This is a genomic window from Streptomyces sp. NPDC045678, from assembly GCF_056432085.1.
On the sequence record NZ_JBWKJS010000005.1, the window covers coordinates 565,111 to 584,987 of the forward strand.

Below are 19,877 nucleotides of genomic sequence, written 5' to 3' on the forward strand. Positions count from 1 at the left end.
CGCCCTCGGACGCTGCCGGCTCCCTCAGATGCTGCCGACGACCTTCCGCGCGCTCACCCGCACCACGACCCGCTGGGTGTCGTCCTTCGAGCTGGGGTTGAAGTCCGCGTACTTCTTGCCCGTGTACTTCATCGACAGCTCGTCGATCAGCTCCTGACCGCCCTCCGTCGTCATCTCCGCCGTCCCACGGATCTCCGCGTACGTGTACGGCGCGTCGAAGGGCTGCACCAGCACCGTCACCCGCGGATCCCGCCGCAGATTCTTCTCCTTGCGACGACCGAGCGTCGTCGAGAACAACACCACATCCCCCTCACGCTTCACCCAGACCGGGGACACCTGAGGACTCCCATCAGGCTGAATCGTCGCGACGTTGATGCTGCATCCATCAGCGGGCTCCGCCCGCGGGCAGGGGCCGGGCGGGCGGGCTCCCCGACCCGCCCGACGGGCAGAGCGGCACCCCTCAGATGCTGCCGACGACCTTCCGCGCGCTCACCCTCACCACGACCCGCTGGGTGTCGTCCTTCGAGCTGGGGTTGAAGTCCGCGTACTTCTTGCCCGTGTACTTCATCGACAGCTCGTCGATCAGCTCCTGACCGCCCTCCGTCGTCATCTCCGCCGTCCCACGGATCTCCGCGTACGTGTACGGCGCGTCGAAGGGCTGCACCAGCACCGTCACCCGCGGATCCCGCCGCAGATTCTTCTCCTTGCGACGACCGAGCGTCGTCGAGAACAACACCACATCCCCCTCACGCTTCACCCAGACCGGGGACACCTGAGGACTCCCATCAGGCTGAATCGTCGCGACGTTGATGAAGACGGGGGTGTCGAGCAGCGCTTTGAGGTCGTCGGAGAGTTGGGCGGACATGGCGCACTCCTTCGTGGGGGTTCGTACGGGATTTTGCCTGTACGAGGCATACGAATACCCCATTGCCCGCCTTACAACGACGTGCGTACGACCAACGCGGTGGCGATCGCCGCCAGGCCGTCGCCGCGGCCCGGGAAACCCAGGCCGTCGGTGGTGGCTCCGGAGACGGAGACCGGCGCGCCCGCCGCTTCGGAGAGCACCTTCTGTGCCTCGTCCCTGCGCTTGCCGATCTTCGGGCGGTCGCCGATGACCTGGACGGCGACGTTGCCGATGGTGAAGCCGGCGTCCCTGACGATGCGGGCGGCCTCGGTGAGCAGGGTCAGGCCGGAGGCGCCGGACCACTCGGGGCGGCCGGTGCCGAAGTGGGCGCCGAGGTCACCGAGGCCCGCCGCGGAGAACAGCGCGTTGCACGCGGCGTGCGCGACGACGTCGGCGTCGGAGTGCCCGGCGAGACCGGGGCCCTGGTCGTCCCACTTCAGGCCCGCGCACCACAGCTCGCGGCCCTCTTCGAAGGCGTGGATGTCGGTGCCGATGCCCACCTGCGGGAGGAGGGCCCGCACCCGTGCCTCATCAGTCTCAGAAGCCATCGTTCGCCCTCCTTCGGGCCAGGACCGCCTCCGCGAGCACGAGGTCCAGGGGGCGCGTCACCTTGAACGCCTCCTCGTGGCCCGGCACGCACACGACCGGCAGCCCCAGCTGCTCGACCATGCCGGCGTCGTCCGTCACCTGTCCGGTGGCGCTCTCGTGGGCCCGTACGAGCGTCGCGCGGTCGAAGCCCTGCGGGGTCTGCACGGCGCGCAGCCGGGCACGCTCGGGCGTGGCGACGACGGGTTCGGGCGCGCCCTGTTCCGCCGCCGGCTCGACCTGCTTGACCGTGTCGGCGAGCGGGAGCGCGGGGACCACGGCGGGAGCCCCGTCGCGTACGGCCTCGATGACGCCGTCGACCGTGTCGACCGGCACCAGCGGTCGGGCCGCGTCGTGCACGAGCACGATGTCGAAGCCGGGCGGCAGCGCGTCCAGACCGGCCCGGACGGACTCCTGGCGGCTCTCCCCGCCGGGCACGACGACGAAGTCGGTCCGGTCGGGCAGCGCGTGGTCGTCAAGGAGGGTCTTGACCGCGGCGGCGCCGTCCGGGGGCGCCACGACGACGACGAGGGAGACCGCGCGGGACTCCGCCATGGCCCGCACGGCATGGATCAGCATCGGGGTGCCGTTCAGCGCGCGAAGCGCTTTGGGGGCGCCCGGGCCGAGGCGCACGCCCCGCCCAGCCGCGGGAATGACCACCGCGGTACGGGATTCGCTAGACATCGGTTCCGTTCAGGTTTGTGTGCTCGGCCGACGTGGGTATGGCCACACCGTGCCGGGCGGGACGGACGCCTTGACCGGACCCTTCCGTGACATTCGGTCGAGTCAGCCGCAAGAGCCCGGCACGCCAGTAACGGCCCTTCGGGGTCGCCCCACCACATCGGCCCGGGTACAAATCAGCCTGGCTCTGCCTGGCGACGAAGACACTGGGTACGAGGACTGGGTACGAACATGCCGCAGCGCCCGGCGACTCCATGAAGGGTCAGCGGGCACCGCGGCATTGCTGCGCCTGGTCGACGCGGGAGCTCCGAGGCATGTCCTGCACCTCGGGCCGTCCGCGTCAGGACGCGAGGACCTCGTCCAGCAGGGCCTCGGCCTTGTCCTCGTTCGTGTTCTCCGCGAGGGCGAGTTCGCTCACCAGGATCTGGCGGGCCTTGGCGAGCATGCGCTTCTCACCGGCCGACAGTCCACGCTCGCGCTCCCGACGCCACAGGTCACGGACGACTTCCGCGACCTTGATGACATCGCCGGAGGCGAGCTTCTCGAGATTTGCCTTGTAGCGGCGCGACCAGTTCGTGGGCTCTTCTGCGTACGGCGCGCGCAGTACTTCGAAGACCCGGTCGAGGCCGTCCTGCCCGACCACATCACGCACGCCGACGAACTCCGCATTGTCCGCTGGCACACGCACCGTCAGGTCGCCCTGGGCGACCTTCAGCACCAAGTAGGTCTTGTCCACGCCTTTGATCTGGCGAGTTTCGATGGCCTCGATCAGCGCGGCCCCGTGATGGGGATAGACCACGGTGTCGCCAACCTTGAACGTCATGTGACAGGTACCCCTTCCGTGGCTATCCATCCTAACACGAGAACCGCCTCTTCTGAATGGCGTTTTCGCAGGTCAGGGCATATCTCGGGGCTTGACAACAGCAACAGGAACGTGCTGCGAAGGGCCTCCGGAACGGGGTATTCGCAGGTCGGAGCGGCTCTTCGGGGAGCCGGAAACGCCCCCGTCGCACGCCCCCCGAGGGGGCCCGAAGAGGCCGAACGTCCCGGTTTGCGAGGTTCCAAGCGGTGAACTTTCGATACTCCGTTCGGTGGCCGGAGAGATGTGCTGCGTGACGTCCGACGCGATTCCTGAATTGATCAAGCGGCCCGATGATCAATTCTCCGGACCCCCCTTCGCACCCCCCTGTATTCCTTGCGGGAAATCCGCGAGGCGTGACGCCCGGGCTCTTGACCGCGCTTATGCGAAAGACGGCCGAGGGGGCATTGGGGCGCCGGGTGCGCGGGGGCGCGCCCGGTGCGCGGGACGCCTCGTGCGGCACCCGTCCCCAGGTGCGCGTGCCCTAAGGGGCGGGTCGGGTGCGGCCGTGTGGGAACGGCTCGGTAACCTAAGCGCGCTGACACACCCTTAGGACGGCTTTACGGCCGCCCGCCCCGTCCTGTACCGCCCACGTTCAAGGAGTTGCCGCCGCCGTGAGCCGCAGCCTTCGACGCGGCGCCCTCGCCGCCACCGCCCTCGCGTTCTCGCTCGCCTCGCTGACCGCGTGCGCCGCAGGCAACAACGCACAGACGATGGAGGTCAAGCCGGACAACGCCGCGACCTCCGTCGGCGACATCAAGATCCAGAACGCCATGGTCATCACGCAGCCGGACCTGGAGTCGACCGGCCCCGCCGTGGTCGCCGCCACGATCTTCAACGCCGGTGACAAGGCCCAGACCCTGAACTCCATCACGGTCGACGGCACCGACAAGAAGGCCAAGCTCACGCGCGGCAAGGACGACAAGGACTCCAAGCCGAACGGTCCGCTGACCATCCCGGCCGGCGGCTCCATCGTCATCGGTGGCAAGGACAACGCCTCGGCGGTCCTGTCCGGCAGCCGCGAGGCGGTCAAGGACGGCAACGCGCAGCCCATCACCTTCTCCTTCAGCTCGACCGGCGACGTGAAGATGAAGGCGTTCGTCGTGCCGGCGGACAGCTACTTCTCCAAGTGGGGTCCGAGCCGGCTCCCGCAGTCGCCGGACGGCAAGCCGTCCAAGCCGGCGAAGTCCGGCAAGCCGCAGGAGCCCTCCACGGACGCCTCCGGGGCCGCCACCGACCCCTCCGGCAAGCCGTCGGGCAAGCCGTCCGGCAACGCGGACGCGGACCCGTCGGGTGGCGCCTCCGACCCGGCGAACGCCGGTGAGCACGGCGCCGAGGCCGGCACGGGCACGCAGCACTGATCGGCGTACAGCAGTGAGAAGGGCGGGACCCCGGTGGGGTCCCGCCCTTCCACGTACTACGTGCGCGGTGCTGTTTACGGCTCGAACTTGTAGCCCAGGCCGCGGACCGTCACCAGGTAGCGCGGCGCCCCCGGGTCCGGCTCGATCTTGGCGCGCAGGCGCTTCACGTGGACGTCGAGGGTCTTGGTGTCCCCCACGTAGTCCGCGCCCCAGACGCGGTCGATGAGCTGCATGCGGGTCAGTACGCGGCCCGCGTTGCGCAGCAGCATCTCCAGGAGGTCGAACTCCTTCAGGGGCAGGTCGACCTTGGAGCCGGAGACCGTGACCACGTGGCGGTCGACGTCCATCCGGACCGGGCCCGCCTCCAGCGCCTGCGGGGTGACCTCCTCCGGCTCGCCGCGGCGGCGCAGCACCGCGCGGATGCGGGCGACCAGCTCGCGGGAGGAGAAGGGCTTGGTCACGTAGTCGTCGGCTCCTATCTCCAGGCCGACGACCTTGTCGATCTCGCTGTCCTTGGCGGTCACCATGATCACCGGGACGTTGGAGCGGCTGCGCAGCTGTCGGCAGACCTCGGTGCCGGGCAGGCCCGGCAGCATCAGGTCGAGCAGGACGAGGTCGGCGCCGTTGCGCTCGAATTCGTCGAGTCCGTCCGGGCCTGTCGCCGCGATGGCGACTTCGAAGCCCTCCTTGCGGAGCATGTAGGACAGGGCGTCGCTGAAGGATTCCTCGTCCTCGACGACGAGCACTCGGGTCACGGAAGGACCTCCGGGGCAGGAATGGGTTCGTACGTGGTGGTCGCGGCGGTTTCGGCGCTGTCGGAGGACGCGGTGGCCCCGTCGTCGGGTCCGCCGCCGTGACGTGATCCGCGGTCGCGGTGTGCGGCCGCCTCGGGCAGCCGCAGGGTGAAGGTGGAGCCCTGACCCTCGGAGCTCCACACGGTGACCTCCCCGCCGTGCGAGGCGGCCACGTGCTTGACGATGGCGAGACCGAGGCCGGTGCCGCCGGTGGCCCGGGAGCGGGCCGGGTCGACGCGGTAGAAGCGCTCGAAGATGCGTTCCTTGTCCTTGTCGGAGATGCCGATGCCCTGGTCGGTGACGGCGACCTCGATCATGTCGCCGCCGGGTGCCGCGACCCTGCGGGCGGCGATGCCCACGCGGGTGCGGGCGGGCGAGTAGTTGACGGCGTTCTCGACGAGGTTGCCGAGGGCCGCCGCGAGCTGGCCGCGGTTGCCCCATATCTGGAGTTCGGCGGTGCCGCCCGAGGCCATGGTGATCTGCTTGTGGGAGGCCTGGTGGCGGCTGCGGTCGATCGCCTCCGCCACCAGTTCGTCGACGCGGACGGGTTCGGCGTCCTCCAGGGGGTCGTCGTTCTGTACCCGGGAGAGGTCGATGAGTTCCTGCACGAGGCTGGTCAGGCGGGTCGCCTCGATCTGCATGCGGCCCGCGAAGCGCTCGACGGCCTCCGGGTCGTCCGAGGCGTCCATGACGGCTTCGGAGAGCAGGGAGAGCGCGCCCACCGGGGTCTTGAGCTCGTGGCTCACGTTCGCGACGAAGTCGCGTCGTACGGCCTCGATGCGGCGGGCCTCGGTGAGGTCCTCCACGAGGAGGAGGACGAGCCGGGAGCCGAGCGGGGCGACGCGCGCGGAGACCGCGAGTGCCTCTCCGCGGCCGGTGCCGCGCCGCGGCAGGTCCAGCTCGACCTGGCGTATCTCGCCGTCTCGGCGGGTGTCGCGGGCCATCTGCAGCATCGGCTCGACGGCGAGCTTCCCGCCGCGTACGAGTCCGAGTGCGTACGCCGCCGAGCTCGCCTTGACCACGCTGTCGGCCTCGTCGAGGACGACGGCGGAGGAGCGGAGCACGGAGAGCACCGTGTCCACGCCGGGTGGCAGTACGGGATCGGTGTGCAGGGAGGTCCGGGTGGGGCGTTTCTGGTCGCGCTCGCTCCATCGGAACGCCAGCATGGCGATGACACCGGTGCACACCCCGGCGATCGCTGCCGCTGCGGCGACCGCCGCGTTCACGTCCATGCCTCAAGGTTATGCGCCGAGTAAGAGCCGGTCACAGCCGTACGGGTGCCCGCTCGAACACTCGTCGCCCAGAGTTCACCGTGGGGACGGTGCCGGTTCACTTCTTCCCGGCCGTCCAGGGCCCGGGTGATCAAGGATGCGGTCATGCGTCGCCCACAGTTCACCTTGATGACGGTGGTGATTCATGTGGGGTGCCGGAAACGGACGCGTCCGGGCCGCACCGTGGGAGCGTAGGGGCCAGCCCCCTGAGACGTACGAGAGAGGGACAGCCACATGCGGGACGCGTACCACGAGGAACTTGACTCGATCGGCGACAGCCTGGTCGAGATGGCCCGCCTCGTCGGGTCCGCGATCGGGCGCGCCACGACGGCCATGCTCGACGCGGACCTGAAGATGGCGGAGAGCGTGATCGCCGCCGACCAGAAGGTCGACGATCTGCAGCACGACCTGGAGGCGCGTGCGATAGCCCTGCTGGCGCGCCAGCAGCCGGTCGCCACCGATCTGCGCATCGTGGTCACCTCGCTGCGCATGAGCGCCGATCTGGAGCGCTCGGGCGACCTGGCCCAGCACGTCGCGAAGCTGGCGAGGCTCCGCTTCCCCGACTCGGCGGTGCCGCGGGACCTGCACGCCACGATCCTGGAGATGGGCCAGCTCGCGCAGCGCCTGATGGCGAAGGCGGCGGAGGTCATCATCACCAAAGACGTCGACCTGGCGCTCCAGCTGGAGCAGGACGACGACGAGATGGACCAGCTGCACCGCACGCTGTTCCAGCACCTGATGGACGACCGCTGGAAGCACGGCATCGAGACGGCCGTCGACGTGACGCTCCTCGGCCGCTACTACGAGCGCTTCGCGGACCACGCGGTGTCGGTGGCGAAGCGGGTCGTGTACCTGGTGACGGGTGAGCACGCGGACGAGATACAGCCGACGGGGCAGGCGCCGGTGGAGGGCGCGTAGGCGCGTAGGCGTCGCCGGTGCGGGCGTAGGGCCCCCGCCTCTCCTTTTCGTTCCGCACGCGTGTGTGCCCCGCCCGACGTCAGGTTGTCGCGCGGGGCACAGCGCTGTCCGGCCGCGGCGTCAGCGGGTCAGCCGCAGCCGCCGCCGCACTGGCAGGAACCGCCCGACTGGCAGCCGCAGCTGCAGCCCGGGCCGCATCCGCAGGACGCCAGCGGGACTTCGGGAACGTGTTCGCGCGTGGGGGACTCGGCCATGGTCTCCTCCTCGTAGGCGTACGACGTACTGCCTGTTGCCCATTTCATGCCCACGGGGACGGGGCGCATCAACGGCGCACGCGCGCGCGGGCACTTCGTCGGAACCCGCGTTCGACACGACCGGCACACGCGAAGATCCACCCATGCCCAAGAAGAAACAACGCAGCAGGAAGAGCGAGAAGGCGAACGGCCGTGGCAGACGCGGCGGCCGCCCGGTCCCGGCTCGCGCGGCCGGCGAGAAGGCGGTCCTGCTGTACCACGACATGGCGGTGTACGAGAATTTCGAGCGCTGCGCCCGACGCGTCTTCGAGGTCCTGCGGAGCGCGGAACGCCAGATGCCCGGCAAGCCCCGTCACCTCTTCCTGAGGGTGCAGGGGCACCGCAACGACGCCGGCGGCTACGACCGCGACGCCATCGAGATCATCCAGAACTTCGCCATGGAGTACCTGCTCCCGTACCTGACCGAGCTGACGACGCCGTTCCACAGGCTCGCGAACACGCACGGGCAGCGGAACGACGTGCCGGACGAGTTGCACGTGACGTATCCCGAGGACGCGGAGGGCTTCTGGTACGACGTGGACCTGCTTCCGCTGCGCCCCCGGGGGACGACGGAGAACGACCGCAGAACGCCGCCCAGGCTCACGGCGATAGCGGACTACCTGGGGATGGACCCGGCGTGCCTGATCTGCTGGGGCACCCCCGTGGACCGCGCGCACGCCGTGCCGTCGTCGCTCGGCGGCTCGATGGACGTCCGCAACTTCGCCCTGCTCTGTCAGGACCACCACCGCCAGGCGCCCGACATCGCCGACGCGGAGGCGTTCTGGGCGTGGGTGGACTACGCGGAGATCAGGGACTCGGGCAGCAAGTGGGACGGGGCGGCGCCCGAGGTCCGGGAGTGGGTGCGGGCGCACGGCGGCAGAACGGAGCCGAAGGACCGCGGCGAGATGGAGTTCCTGGCCGCCGTACGGTTCGAGCTCCAGCACCTCTACTGCTGGGCCGACGCCGACTTCGAGAACATGTCCTGGGACCTCCTCCAGGAGTACCACCAGGTCCTGGACGCGGCGACGGGCAGGCACTTCGGCGTGGAGAAGAAGGTCGCCACGCACGCGTGGGCGTACCACATCGCGAGGCGACGCCTGGCGAAGCGCAAGGGCGAGACGGGCCCGACGCCGCCCGACCACCCCTGGACGGGAACTTGGCCGGTCCCCTGACCCCCGACCACCCCTGGACGGGAACTTGGCCGGTCCCCTGACCACCGGCCAACGCGCCGGTCGAGCTTCACCCCAGTCCGACCTGCGAATCGCTTGAGCCACGCATCGATTCAGCCCCGAACGAGCGCATTGCTGCCAACTACAGGTAATCGGGCGGCCACGGGCCGGAGTTCCGGGTTACACAGGAAGGCCGGGACGTTACTCACGTGCAGGGGGCCTGGCCGATGGTGCTGACGATCAACGTAGCGGTGCTTCTGGCTGTCATCATCGTCGTACGTCTACGACGACGCACCCAGGCTCGTAGCCGCAACGACGAACAGCTGACGGTGGCCATCGTGCTGGTCTTCGGCGTCCTGATCGCCCCGACCGGTTTCGGCCAGTGGATCGCCGAGACGGTCGGCGACCTGGCACAGGGCATCACGGACTCGGGGTCGCCGTAAGATCCCAGGCCCGCCGTAAAGGCGGTCAGGCGTCGAAGTCGTATTCCAAGACGTAAGAGGCGGCGTCCAGCGTCATTTCGTTGACCTCGACGGGGCGGCCTTCGGTCGTGAAGGCCGTGCGGCAGATGAGGATGACGGGGGCGCCCCCGGACATGCTCAAGCGCGCCCCCTCATCCTTCGACGGCATGCGTGAGCGGATTTCTTCGCGGAAGTGCACCGGCTTGTGGCCGAGTTCGGCGAGCCTGGCGTACGTTCCGCCCTCCCCTGTGTCCTCTTGGGTGATCGCGGATCCGGCGACCAGGGGCAGGGGCAGGTAGCTCGTCGCGAGCAGGACAGGCTTGCCGTCCAGGACGAAGCGCCGACGCCTCGCACACACCGCTTCCTCTTCGGCCAAGTCCAAGACCGCACCGATGTGTTCGGGAGCGGTCTCCTCGGACACGGTGACCTGGTCCACTTCGAGAGAGCGGTTCTCGATGTCCGCCGACCAGATGGAACGGCCGTTGCCCCACTGCTGCTCGGCCAGCCGCTGGATGCCTCGACGCCGCAGCGGGCGAAAGGTGCGGACGAACACGCCGGCGCCCTTGCGGGCTTCAGCGAGGCCTTCGTCCCGAAGGACGCCCAGGGCCTGGCGTGCCGTCATGCGGGCAACGCCGTGCGTGGCCATGAGGTCGTTCTCCCCCGGCAGCCGATCACCGGGACCGTACTGGCCCGCCTGGATCGCCTCACGCAAAGTGTCGGCGATTCGCTGGTACTTGGGCTGAGGGCCGTCTTCGGTGTGGGCCATCCGCAGATCTCCTCCCGATCATCTCTAGACACCTTAGGCCACGGGTTGGGCGCTCGTTCGCTGCGAGTAACCACCGGTCCGGTTGGGCCCCCTCTTCCCGCCTGTTCGATTGACGTCTCTAGTGATGTTAGCCAGAGTGAGATGTATAGAGAGGTCGAGACCGGGGCCTCCGGAGTGAGAGGTGCAGGACACCGATGACCCACACGATCGACCGCGACCCCGTCGAAGAGCCGCCGCGCCTCGGCGCGATGACCTTGCCCCCCGTCGCGGAGTCCGTGCCTCGGGCCCGGCGCTGGTTCCGGAAGTTCATCACCCCGTACGACCCCGCCTGCTCCGTCGACGACTGTGTCCTGATGATCTCGGAGCTTGTGACCAACGCCGTGGTCCACGGCAGGTCGGACGAGCCCTGGGTCGTTCGGGTGGAGTGGTTCCGCGAGGGTGACTCCCTCCGGGTCGACGTGCACAACCCGGGGCTCCCGGAGGACGTGCGGCTCAGGCACCCCGATGCCGACGACGCTCACGGGCGCGGGCTGTTCCTGGTCGACTCCGTCGCCGACTCTTGGCACGCCACGACCAGCCGCTTCGGCGGAACCGTGGTCCTTTTCCGGATGGCCGACGCTTGGCCGTCCTGAGCACGCGCTGGTCCGGCGGCGAAGCCCCCTAGGGCGGCCGACCAAAACGTAAGCCCCCGGCCTACGGGCAAAGCGCAGGCCGGGGGCTACTTGTTGCGAGTTACTTCTTCTTGCCCTGGTTCTTGACCGCCTCGATCGCCGCCTTCGCGGCCTCCGGGTCGAGGTAGGTGCCGCCCGGGTTCAGGGGCTTGAATTCGGCGTCCAGCTCGTACGAGAGCGGGATGCCCGTGGGGATGTTCAGGCCCGCGATGTCGGCGTCCGAGATGCCGTCCAGGTGCTTGACCAGGGCGCGGAGCGAGTTGCCGTGGGCCGCGACCAGGACCGTCCTGCCGATCAGGAGGTCGGGGACGATGCCGTCGAACCAGTACGGGAGCATGCGGACGACGACGTCCTTCAGGCACTCCGTCCGGGGGCGCAGCTCCGGGGGGAGCGTCGCGTAGCGCGGGTCCGAGAACTGGGAGTACTCCGCGTCGCGGTCGAGCGCCGGCGGCGGGGTGTCGTACGAGCGGCGCCACAGCATGAACTGCTCCTCGCCGAACTCGGCGAGCGTCTGGGCCTTGTCCTTGCCCTGGAGGGCGCCGTAGTGGCGCTCGTTCAGGCGCCAGGAGCGGTGGACCGGGATCCAGTGGCGGTCGGCGGACTCCAGGGCCAGCTGCGCGGTGCGGATGGCGCGCTTCTGGAGCGACGTGTGGACCACGTCGGGGAGCAGGCCGGCGTCCTTGAGCAGCTCACCGCCGCGGACCGCCTCCTTCTCGCCCTTCTCGTTGAGATTGACGTCCACCCAGCCGGTGAACAGGTTCTTCGCGTTCCATTCGCTCTCGCCGTGGCGGAGGAGGATCAGCTTGTACGGTGCGTCGGCCATGCCTCTGAGCGTAATCGAACCTCAGGGCGCCCCGCGCGCGCGGATAAGGGGGGGAGACGGCGGAGGGCGGACGTGGGGCGTGACAGTTGACGAGGGTTGTCAATTGAGTGGCGGTTCCCGGCGCTGGGCTCGTAATTTGTGCTTGCCGTCCTCGCCACTTACACCTCAGCCGCAGCACATCCGGGGGAACTTCCATGCCGTACGCCGTCACAGGACGAATGAGACGTGCCGTCACCGAGAGCGTCTCCGGACTGCCCCGCGCCTTCTGGTGGCTGTGGACCAGCACCCTGGTCAACCGGCTCGGTGCCTTCGTCGCCACCTTCATGGCGCTGTACCTGACCCTTGAGCGTGGTTACTCCGCCTCGTACGCCGGACTCGTCGCCGCGCTGCACGGGCTCGGCGGTGTCGTGTCCTCGCTCGGTGCGGGCGTGATGACCGACCGGCTCGGGCGGCGGCCCACGCTGCTCGTCGCGCAGGCCTCCACGGCCGTGTCGGTGGCGGTCCTCGGGTTCATGGAGCACCCCGTCGCCATCGCGGGCGTCGCCTTCGTGGTCGGCATGGCGAGCAACGCGTCCCGGCCCGCCGTGCAGGCGATGATGGCGGACATCGTGCGTCCCGAGGATCGGGTGCGTGCCTTCTCTCTCAACTATTGGGCCATCAACCTCGGCTTCGCCATATCCTCCGCGGGCGCCGGTTTCATCGCCTCCTACAGCTACCGGGCCGGGTTCCTCATCGAGGCCGCCATGACGATGGTCTGCGCGATCGTCGTCTTCGCGAAGCTGCCGGAGTCGCGGCCCGTGCGCACGGCGGTGGAGAAGGCCGCCGAGCCGGCGGTGGGGCTCGGGACCGTGCTGCGGGACGGGCGCTTCATGGGGGTCGTCGGGCTGAGCTTCCTCGTCGCGCTGATCTTCATGCAGGGGTCCGTCGGGCTGCCCGTGGCGATGGGCGAGGCGGGGTTCACGCCGGCCGACTACGGGCTCGCGATCGCCGTGAACGGCGTGCTCATCGTGGTCATGCAGATCCCCGTCACCCGCTTCATCGAGCACCGTGACCCGCGCCGGCTGCTGGTGATCTCCTCGGTCGTCGCCGGGTACGGCTTCGGGCTCACCGCGTTCGCCGGGTCGGTCGGCGTCTTCGCGCTGACGGTGTGCGTGTGGACGCTCGCCGAGATCGTCAACGCGCCGACCCAGACGGGTCTCGTGGTCCGCCTCTCCCCCGTCCACGGACGTGGGCGTTACCAGGGCATGTACACGATGTCCTGGTCCGTGGCCGCGCTGGTCGCCCCGCTGATGTCCGGCTTCATGATCGACCGGTTCGGCGCGGAGTGGCTGTGGGGTACGTGCGCGGTGCTCGGGACAGCGGCCGCGCTGGGGTACTGGGGGTTGATGCGGGGGCTGCCCGAGGAGGAGTCGGGGGAGGTGGCCCCCGGTGGGGTCGCTCCGGGGGCGGGTGCCCTGGGCGGGGTCGCCGACGCGCCCGGCGCCGTCGAGGTCAGCGTCGCGGCGGAGTCCGTTGCGCCTCGTACGGATTCCGTGGCCGCACCTCGCCCGTAGTGCCGTATTGATTGCCGTATTGCCCGTAGCGCCGAGTGCCGTAGTGCCGTACAGCGCCAGTCCGGCGTGGAGGTCGCCGGTGAAGTCGGGGGCGTCGGTCCGGTCGAACTCGCGGACCGTATTGAGGCCGACCGCCGCGCGGACCGGCGCCGTCGCCGGTCATGTGCTCCAGGGGGGTGTGGCTGCGCTGCTATCCGTCGGGCGGCCGGGGCGAGGGCGGCCGGGGCTCGCCCCGGCCTGTTGCGCGGAACGTCCGAGGACGGGGTCGACGACGCCACCGCGCGCACGCTGGGCGCGACCCAACTGGCGCTGTTCACCGGCCTGATGGCCCGGCGGCTCACCGGCCTGATGACCTCGCGGCTCACCGGCCCGATGACCCGGTGGGTCACCGGCCCGGACCGGACGCCGCGCGCCCCCGAGGTCGTCACCGGCCCGCGCGCTCGCCGGACTCGTGGGCCCGCACGCGGAGAGACGCGTGTGGGGGGCGTCAGCTCGGCTGGGTCAGGTGGGTGAACGCATCGAGGTTGCGCGTGGATTCGCCCCGGGAGACCCGCCACTCGTACTCCTTGCGGATCGCCGACGCGAAGCCCAGCTCCAGGAGCGTGTTGAAGGAGTCGTCCGAGGCGGAGAGGACCGAGCCGAGGAGGCGGTCCAGTTCGGCGGGGGTGACCGCGGAGAGCGGCAGCTTGCCCGCGAGGTAGATGTCGCCCAGCGAGTCGATCGCGTAACTGACGCCGTAGAGGCGGAGGTTCCGCTCCAGGAGCCAGCGGTGCACCGCCTCGTGGTTCTCGTCGGGGTGGCGGATCACGAAGGCGTTCAGGGAGAGGGAGTGGTTGCCGACCCGCAGCGAGAGCGTCGTGGAGAGCTTCCGGGTGCCGGGCAGCTTCACGACGTACGAACCGGGCTCGGGCGACTCCCATTCGAGCTCGGCGTCGTCCAGCGTCCCCTCGACGACCGACGCGGTGTCCGTAGCCGTCGTCCCCGTCTGCTCAGCCCGCTCAACCATGGTGCGAGCGTACGTGACGGCGCGAGCTGCGGAAGTCGTGCATCGCCGCGGTGTAGACGTCCGCGGTGGCGGACGCCGCCGTGTCCCAGCCGAATGACTGCGCGTGCGCGGTGGCGGCCGCGCCCATGCGGTCCACGAGCTGGGGATGATCGGCGAAGTCGCGGAGCACGCGCGCGTAGAGGGCCGGTTCGTGGCCGGGGACGAGGAATCCGGTGACCTCGTCGCGCACGGCGACGGGCAGCCCGCCCACCGCGGCGGCGAGGACCGGCGTACCGGCCGCCTGCGCCTCGATGGCGACGAGGCCGAAGGACTCGCTGTAGGAGGGCATCACCAGGACCGAGGCCGCCCTGAACCAGTCCGCCAGCTGCTCCTGCCCGACGGGCGGCTGGAAGCGGACGACGTCCGCGATCCCGAGCTTCGCGGCCAGCTTCTGCAGCCCTTCGGGCTTCGCGAGGCCGCTGCCGCTCGGACCGCCGACTATGGGGACGACGATGTTCGAGCGCAGCGCCGGACGCTCGTCCAGCAGGACGGCGACGGCGCGCAGGAGCAGGTCGGGGGCCTTCAGGGGCTGGATGCGGCCCGCGAAGAGCGGTACGAGGGCGTTCTGCGGCAGGCCGAGGCGGTGCCGGGCGGCGGCGCGTCCGTCGGCGGGGCGGAACCGTTCGAGGTTGACGCCGGGGTGGACGACGGCGACCTTGGCGGGATCGGCTTCGTAGTGACGTACGAGCTCGTCGGCCTCTTCGGAGGTGTTGGCGATGAGGCGGTCGGCGGCCCGGACGATCTGCGTCTCGCCGATGACGCGGGCGGCGGGCTCGGGGGTGTCGCCGGCGGCGAGCGCCGCGTTCTTGACCTTCGCCATGGTGTGCATGGCGTGGACGAGGGGGACGCCCCAGCGTTCGGCGGCGAGCCAGCCGACGTGGCCGGAGAGCCAGTAGTGGGAGTGGACCAGGTCGTAGTAGCCGGGCCGGTGGCCCGCCCAGGCCTGCATGACGCCGTGCGTGAAGGCGCAGAGCTGGGCCGGCAGCTCTTCCTTGGCGAGTCCTTCGTAGGGGCCCGCGTCGACGTGGCGCACGAGGACGCCGGGCGCGAGTTCCACGGTGGGCTGGAGCCCTCCGGTGGTGGCGCGCGTGAAGATCTCGACCTCGATGTTGATCGCGGCGAGGCGCTTGGCGAGCTCCACGATGTAGACGTTCATGCCGCCCGCGTCGCCCGTGCCGGGCTGGTGCAGGGGCGAGGTGTGCACGCTCAGCATCGCCACGCGGCGCGGCCGCCGCTGGGAGCCGGGAATACGGAGTCTCGGGGGTGCCGCCTGGGAGCGACGCCCGAGCCTGGACACGTACTGGCTCACGGGGCGGTCCTCCTTGCGTACGTGCATGGCTACGGGCACAGCTTTGGGCACAGCTTTTGGGAGGACGTACGTTCCTCCAGAGGGAGAACACCGGAGCCCGCTGCTCCATTTCCAACCTGTCCGTTTTTACCAAAGCATTACGCAGCGTCCCTCAACCGCCATCCCCGCATACCCTTTCCTCATGGCCCCACGCAACTCTTCCCGCCCCGTGGGAACGGTGACGCGCGGGACCACGAACCCGAACCGGCTGCGCCGCATGGACCGCTGGATCGCGGCCGTCCACGGCGCCGCGCTGCGCCGCTCCGCGGACCCCGTCGCCGTCGACCTCGGCTACGGCGCCTCCCCCTGGACCGCCGTCGAGCTGCTCCTGAGGCTGCGTACCGTCGCTCCACGCGCGCGTGTCGTCGGCATCGAGATCGACCCGGCGCGGGTGGCGGCCGCCGCGCCCTACGCGCGCGAGGGGCTCACTTTCCGGCACGGTGGATTCGAGGTGCCGCTGTCGGAGCCGGGCGGCGGCGGGGGCTCGAAGGCCTACGGCGCGGGACCGGACCTGATCAGGGCGGCGAACGTCCTGCGGCAGTACGACGAGGACCAGGTCGCCGCCGTCTGGGAGCGGCTGTGCGCCCGCCTCTCCCCCGGCGGGCTGCTGGTCGAGGGCACCTGCGACGAGATCGGACGCCGGCACGTGTGGGTCGCGCTCGGACCCGAGGGCCCGCGCACGGTGACCTTCGCGACGCGGCTCGGCTCCCTGGAGCAGCCCTCCGATCTCGCCGAGCGGCTGCCGAAGGCGCTGATCCACCGGAACGTGCCGGGCGAGCCGGTCCACGCGTTCCTGCGCGACTTCGACCGCGCCTGGGCGGCCGCGGCGCCCTACGCCTCGTACGGGGCGCGGCAGCGGTGGATGAGGGCGGTGCGGGATCTGACCGCCGACTGGCCCGTTCTTGACGGCGCGTCACGGTGGCGGCAGGGCGAAGTGACGGTGCGGTGGGAGGCATTGGCGCCGCGGTCGGGGTGAACTCGGCTTCTCCCTTCCCCTCACGAGGCCCGGTGTCGGGGTGAAACCCCGCCCCTCACGGAGCCCGGTGTCGGGGTCAACCCCGAGGTCGCTCCGGGGCCTCCCGGACGGCACCCGGAGATGCTCGGGCGAACGCGGCGGGAGGGAACGATCGCCGCGTGCGGTACGTCACATGGGGCAGTGGGGGTCGGAGTTGCTGTCGGACTCTGTCGTATCGAGCGCTGACATGGCACTATCCCGATGTCGAACGGAAGTTACTGACGGTAAATCAGCTTTGGGGGTGGCGGGGCGTGACTGGGAAGCGATACCCGACGGTGACGGCCGTGGCGCTGGTCTGCGCGGCGACAGTGCTGGCCGCACCGGGGACGGCCTTTGCGAGCCCGAGCCCGAAGCCGAGACCGACCCCCCGCACGGACACGTCCCTGGAGCAGGTCCGCAAGGAGATCGACGACCTCTACCACGACGCGGGCGTGGCCACGGATGCGTACAACGCGGCCGAGGAGAAGGCCGAGAAGCAGTCCGAGCAGATCGTGGAGCTGGCCAAGGACATCGCCGAGGGCCAGGCGAAGCTCAGGAAGCTGACGGCCCGCGCGGGCGCCGCGGCCCGCGCGCAGTACCGCGCCGGCGGGATGCCCTCCGAGGCCAGGCTGATGCTCAGCGACGACCCCGGCCAGTTCCTGGACGGCGCGGGGCGCATGCGGCAGGGCGAGAAGGCGACCAAGGGCATGCTGACGGAGCTGGAGAGAACGCAGGACGACCTGCGGATCTACGCCAAGGACGCCACCGCACGCTGGACGAAGCTGGAAGCCAACCGCAAGTCGAAGGCCGCCGCGAAGAAGAAGATAAAGAAGAAGATCGCGGCCGCAGAGAAGCTCGAGTCGACGCTGGAGAAGAAGGAGCAGGAGCGGCTGCGCAAGCTGGAGGAGGAGGCCGCCCGCAAGAAGCAGTCGGCGTGGGTGAGTTCGGGCGTCCTGAAGGACGTCGGCGGCAAGGCGTCGGACCGGGGCGCGAAGGCCGTGGAGTTCGCCACCGCCCAGATCGGCAAGCCGTACGTGTGGGGCGCCGAGGGCCCGAAGTCGTACGACTGCTCGGGGCTGACCTCCCAGGCCTGGGCCGCCGCGGGGCGCGGCATTCCGCGGACCTCGCAGGAGCAGTGGAAGCAGTTGCCGCGCGTCGACATCAAGAACATGCGCCCCGGTGACCTGATCATCTACCACGCGGACGCGAGCCACGTCGGGATGTATCTGGGCGACGGGGCGATCGTGCACGCGCCGCGGCCGGGCCGGAACGTGACGATCGCGGGTGCGGGCTCGATGCGGATACTCGGGGTCGTACGCCCCGACAAGTAACCACCGGCCGACGCTCCCCTCTCCCCGTGCTTCTGTCCGCTGCCCCCCTGTGTGACCCAGCGCACGCCGCGGCGCCCCTCTCAACCCGCACGGCGTGATGTTCGTCATTCCCGGCGGGACCGTGCCGTGCCCAATTGCGTTCCTGGATGCGGCATATGACGGTGGCTGTTTGCCGTGCGGCATTCCAATGGAGGCACGGCTACCGCTATGGTCCCCGTCGGTGCCGCGTCGACCTGCGCGGCACCATGCCCTCGGGGGGAGGGAAGGAATCCAGACGATGCCCGTACCCATACCGCGGCAGAGAGCGATACCGGCCGCGGAAGGCGGTCAGGCTCATGCGGCGCCCCCGCACGACACGACGGCGCCAACCCCGGAAGGCCCCCGCGTCAACGGCTTCAGCAGCGCCACGGACACCGGCGCGGACACCGCTACCGCCACCGGCGGCAACGGCTCCGGGCTCACCCTGCTGGTGATCGAGGACGACCCGGCCGGGTCGCTCAGCGTGCCCGAGCTCCTCGACTCCGCGGGCAAGCCCATCCGTATCCGTACCGCCCGCAACCTCACCGAGGCCGAGCGGCTGCTCACGGACGACGTGCACTGCATCCTGCTCGACCTCGCCCTGCCCGCCCCCGGCACCGCCGAGGGCGACGAGGACGAGCTCGTCGCCCTCAGGCACGTGCTGCGGCTCGCGCCCCGGCACGCGGTCCTCGCGCTCACCGCGAACGACGACTCCGAGCGCGGCGCCGAGGCCGTGCGCGTCGGCGCCCAGGACTACCTGTTCCGGGACGAGCTGGACGGCCGGCTGCTGAGCCGCGCCATCCGGTACGCGGTCGAGCGCAAGCGCGCCGACGCCGCCCAGCGCCAGCTGACCGAGTCGCGGCTGCGCGCGCAGGAGAACGCCCGCCTGGAGCGCGGCCTGCTGCCGACGCCGCTCCTCGAGGGCTCACCGCTGCGCTTCGCCGCCCGCTACCGTCCCGGCCGCTCCCGCGCGCTGCTCGGCGGCGACTTCTACGACACCGTGCGCACGCCGGACGGCGCCGTGCACGTCATGATCGGCGACGTCTGCGGCCACGGCCCCGACGAGGCGGCGCTCGGCGTGGAGCTGCGCATCGCCTGGCGCGCGCTGACCTTCGCCGGCCTGTGCGGCGACGAGCTTCTCTCCACGCTCCAGAAGGTCCTGGAGCACGAGCGCGCGGACGACGAGATCTTCGCGACCCTCTGCACGGTCGACATCGCCCCGGACGGCCGCAGGGCCGGTCTCTGCCTCGCCGGGCACCCGGCGCCGCTGATCGCACGCGAGGGACGGCTCGCCGAGCTGCTGCCGTACGAGGACGGGGGCCCCGCCCTGGGTCTCCTGCCGCGCGCCCGCTGGCCGCGCCGCCAGGTGGAGCTGGGCGGCAAGTGGAGCCTGATGCTCTACACGGACGGCCTGATCGAGGGCCGCATCGGCCGGGGCAACCAGCGCCTGGGGCAGGAAGGCATGGTCGACATGATCCGCCGCCAGATCGCGGCGGGGCTGCAGGGCGACGAACTGCTCGAGGCGGCGGTGAACGAGGTCCGCGACCTCAACGGCGGGGACCTGACGGACGACGTGGCGGTCCTGCTCCTGGACCGGACGCCCGGCGCGCGCTGAGCCGGGGCCCGCTGGGCGTCCTCCCGCTACCGACCGCCGTTGTACGGCCCGTAGGGCCCGTCGCTGCTGGAGCCGCCGCGGCGGCCGCCGCCCGTGATCTGCCGGATCGCGGGGCGCACGTCGACCATGTACACGATGGTGGCGACGAGCCCGATGATCGGCAGGAACGACAGGATCGGGAAGAGCAGGTTCACCACGAAGGCGAGACCGAGGATGATCAGCCAGAACGGCTTGGTCTTCTTGTCCGCGGCGCGATAGGCGTCCTCGCGCCGGATGGCGGCGTCGATGAGCGCGAATCCGCTGAAGACGATCAGGGCCAGCGACAGCAGCCACATGAAGTTCGCGAACCCTTGCATCAGCACAACGTCCACCACCAGTCTCGGCTCATCGATTACGCGGCCACGGTACCCGCTACCC

At 70.3% G+C, this 19,877-nt stretch carries 21 protein-coding genes; 9 read left to right on the forward strand and 12 right to left on the reverse strand.

Features of this window, described 5'->3' with window-relative positions:
- Positions 1-24: 24 nt before the first annotated feature.
- From AC07DO_RS20670 to AC07DO_RS20690, 5 genes are all read right to left on the reverse strand, one after another.
- Positions 25-375, reverse strand: coding sequence for a PPOX class F420-dependent oxidoreductase (locus tag AC07DO_RS20670; protein WP_479061623.1), 351 nt, complete (start codon positions 373-375; stop codon positions 25-27).
- An 85-nt stretch (positions 376-460) separates the two neighbouring features.
- Complete coding sequence (locus AC07DO_RS20675; protein ID WP_479061433.1) at positions 461-865, reverse strand: PPOX class F420-dependent oxidoreductase; 405 nt, start codon at positions 863-865, stop codon at positions 461-463.
- Positions 866-936: 71 nt separating this feature from the next.
- A complete protein-coding gene (ispF, locus tag AC07DO_RS20680; protein ID WP_479061435.1) occupies positions 937-1,452 on the reverse strand; it encodes a 2-C-methyl-D-erythritol 2,4-cyclodiphosphate synthase in 516 nt (171 codons plus the stop codon).
- Positions 1,442-2,173, reverse strand: coding sequence for a 2-C-methyl-D-erythritol 4-phosphate cytidylyltransferase (gene ispD / locus AC07DO_RS20685; RefSeq protein WP_479061437.1), 732 nt, complete (start codon positions 2,171-2,173; stop codon positions 1,442-1,444). The genes ispF and ispD overlap by 11 nt, the downstream gene beginning before the upstream one ends.
- A 337-nt stretch (positions 2,174-2,510) precedes the next feature.
- Positions 2,511-2,993, reverse strand: coding sequence for a CarD family transcriptional regulator (locus tag AC07DO_RS20690; protein ID WP_003953493.1), 483 nt, complete (start codon positions 2,991-2,993; stop codon positions 2,511-2,513).
- A 650-nt stretch (positions 2,994-3,643) separates the two neighbouring features.
- Here AC07DO_RS20690 and AC07DO_RS20695 point away from each other — a divergent pair.
- Positions 3,644-4,390 carry a copper chaperone PCu(A)C domain-containing protein gene (locus AC07DO_RS20695; protein ID WP_479061439.1) on the forward strand — a complete coding sequence of 249 codons (747 nt, stop codon included), beginning with the start codon at positions 3,644-3,646 and terminating at the stop codon, positions 4,388-4,390.
- A gap of 74 nt (positions 4,391-4,464) precedes the next feature.
- Here AC07DO_RS20695 and phoP read toward each other — a convergent pair whose 3' ends face one another.
- Both phoP and phoR read right to left on the reverse strand, forming a co-directional pair.
- Positions 4,465-5,145: a two-component system response regulator PhoP gene (phoP, locus tag AC07DO_RS20700; protein ID WP_030682312.1), complete on the reverse strand. Its 681-nt coding sequence runs from the start codon at positions 5,143-5,145 to the stop codon at positions 4,465-4,467.
- On the reverse strand, positions 5,142-6,416 hold the full coding sequence (phoR, locus tag AC07DO_RS20705; protein WP_479061440.1) for a two-component system sensor histidine kinase PhoR: 1,275 nt from the start codon (positions 6,414-6,416) through the stop codon (positions 5,142-5,144). Before phoR ends, phoP begins: the two co-directional genes overlap by 4 nt.
- Before the next feature lie 273 nt (positions 6,417-6,689).
- Between phoR and phoU the strand changes: the two genes are divergently transcribed.
- The 3 genes from phoU to AC07DO_RS20720 all read left to right on the forward strand — a co-directional run bounded on the left by phoU (position 6,690) and on the right by AC07DO_RS20720 (position 9,278).
- Positions 6,690-7,373 carry a phosphate signaling complex protein PhoU gene (gene phoU / locus AC07DO_RS20710; protein WP_471297765.1) on the forward strand — a complete coding sequence of 228 codons (684 nt, stop codon included), beginning with the start codon at positions 6,690-6,692 and terminating at the stop codon, positions 7,371-7,373.
- Positions 7,374-7,770: 397 nt separating this feature from the next.
- Entirely contained in the window at positions 7,771-8,838 is a 1,068-nt protein-coding gene (locus AC07DO_RS20715) for an HNH endonuclease signature motif containing protein (RefSeq protein WP_479061442.1), read from the forward strand.
- Positions 8,839-9,062: 224 nt separating this feature from the next.
- The gene (locus AC07DO_RS20720) at positions 9,063-9,278 is read left to right on the forward strand and encodes a hypothetical protein (protein ID WP_479061444.1); all 216 of its coding nucleotides are present in this window, start codon (positions 9,063-9,065) and stop codon (positions 9,276-9,278) included.
- Between the two features lie 25 nt (positions 9,279-9,303).
- On the opposite strand, the gene AC07DO_RS20725 is transcribed toward AC07DO_RS20720, so the two are convergent.
- Positions 9,304-10,062 (reverse strand): GntR family transcriptional regulator, encoded by a 759-nt coding sequence (locus tag AC07DO_RS20725; RefSeq protein WP_479061446.1) that lies wholly within the window; start codon positions 10,060-10,062, stop codon positions 9,304-9,306.
- Positions 10,063-10,256: 194 nt separating this feature from the next.
- Between AC07DO_RS20725 and AC07DO_RS20730 the strand changes: the two genes are divergently transcribed.
- Positions 10,257-10,694, forward strand: coding sequence for an ATP-binding protein (locus tag AC07DO_RS20730; RefSeq protein ID WP_479061447.1), 438 nt, complete (start codon positions 10,257-10,259; stop codon positions 10,692-10,694).
- A gap of 100 nt (positions 10,695-10,794) precedes the next feature.
- Here the strand turns inward: AC07DO_RS20730 and AC07DO_RS20735 are convergent, their stop codons facing one another.
- Positions 10,795-11,556 carry a phosphoglyceromutase gene (locus AC07DO_RS20735; protein WP_479061449.1) on the reverse strand — a complete coding sequence of 254 codons (762 nt, stop codon included), beginning with the start codon at positions 11,554-11,556 and terminating at the stop codon, positions 10,795-10,797.
- A 218-nt stretch (positions 11,557-11,774) separates the two neighbouring features.
- Here AC07DO_RS20735 and AC07DO_RS20740 point away from each other — a divergent pair, with 218 nt between their 5' ends.
- The gene (locus tag AC07DO_RS20740) at positions 11,775-13,109 is read left to right on the forward strand and encodes an MDR family MFS transporter (RefSeq protein WP_479061450.1); all 1,335 of its coding nucleotides are present in this window, start codon (positions 11,775-11,777) and stop codon (positions 13,107-13,109) included.
- Between the two features lie 487 nt (positions 13,110-13,596).
- On the opposite strand, the gene AC07DO_RS20745 is transcribed toward AC07DO_RS20740, so the two are convergent.
- Both AC07DO_RS20745 and mshA read right to left on the reverse strand, forming a co-directional pair.
- Positions 13,597-14,115 carry a type III secretion system chaperone family protein gene (locus AC07DO_RS20745; RefSeq protein ID WP_479061452.1) on the reverse strand — a complete coding sequence of 173 codons (519 nt, stop codon included), beginning with the start codon at positions 14,113-14,115 and terminating at the stop codon, positions 13,597-13,599.
- Complete coding sequence (gene mshA, locus AC07DO_RS20750; RefSeq protein WP_479061454.1) at positions 14,108-15,463, reverse strand: D-inositol-3-phosphate glycosyltransferase; 1,356 nt, start codon at positions 15,461-15,463, stop codon at positions 14,108-14,110. The genes AC07DO_RS20745 and mshA overlap by 8 nt, the downstream gene beginning before the upstream one ends.
- A 181-nt stretch (positions 15,464-15,644) precedes the next feature.
- Between mshA and AC07DO_RS20755 the strand changes: the two genes are divergently transcribed.
- The 3 genes from AC07DO_RS20755 (at position 15,645) to AC07DO_RS20765 (ending at position 19,460) form a co-directional block, all read left to right on the forward strand.
- Positions 15,645-16,478, forward strand: coding sequence for a class I SAM-dependent methyltransferase (locus AC07DO_RS20755; RefSeq protein WP_479061456.1), 834 nt, complete (start codon positions 15,645-15,647; stop codon positions 16,476-16,478).
- 290 nt (positions 16,479-16,768) lie between these two features.
- Positions 16,769-17,827, forward strand: a complete 1,059-nt coding sequence (locus AC07DO_RS20760) for a C40 family peptidase (protein WP_479061458.1) — start codon at positions 16,769-16,771, stop codon at positions 17,825-17,827.
- A gap of 277 nt (positions 17,828-18,104) precedes the next feature.
- Complete coding sequence (locus AC07DO_RS20765) at positions 18,105-19,460, forward strand: PP2C family protein-serine/threonine phosphatase (RefSeq protein WP_479061460.1); 1,356 nt, start codon at positions 18,105-18,107, stop codon at positions 19,458-19,460.
- A 26-nt stretch (positions 19,461-19,486) separates the two neighbouring features.
- Here AC07DO_RS20765 and AC07DO_RS20770 read toward each other — a convergent pair whose 3' ends face one another.
- On the reverse strand, positions 19,487-19,816 hold the full coding sequence (locus AC07DO_RS20770) for a DUF2516 family protein (protein ID WP_399539071.1): 330 nt from the start codon (positions 19,814-19,816) through the stop codon (positions 19,487-19,489).
- Between the last annotated feature and the right edge of the window lie 61 nt (positions 19,817-19,877).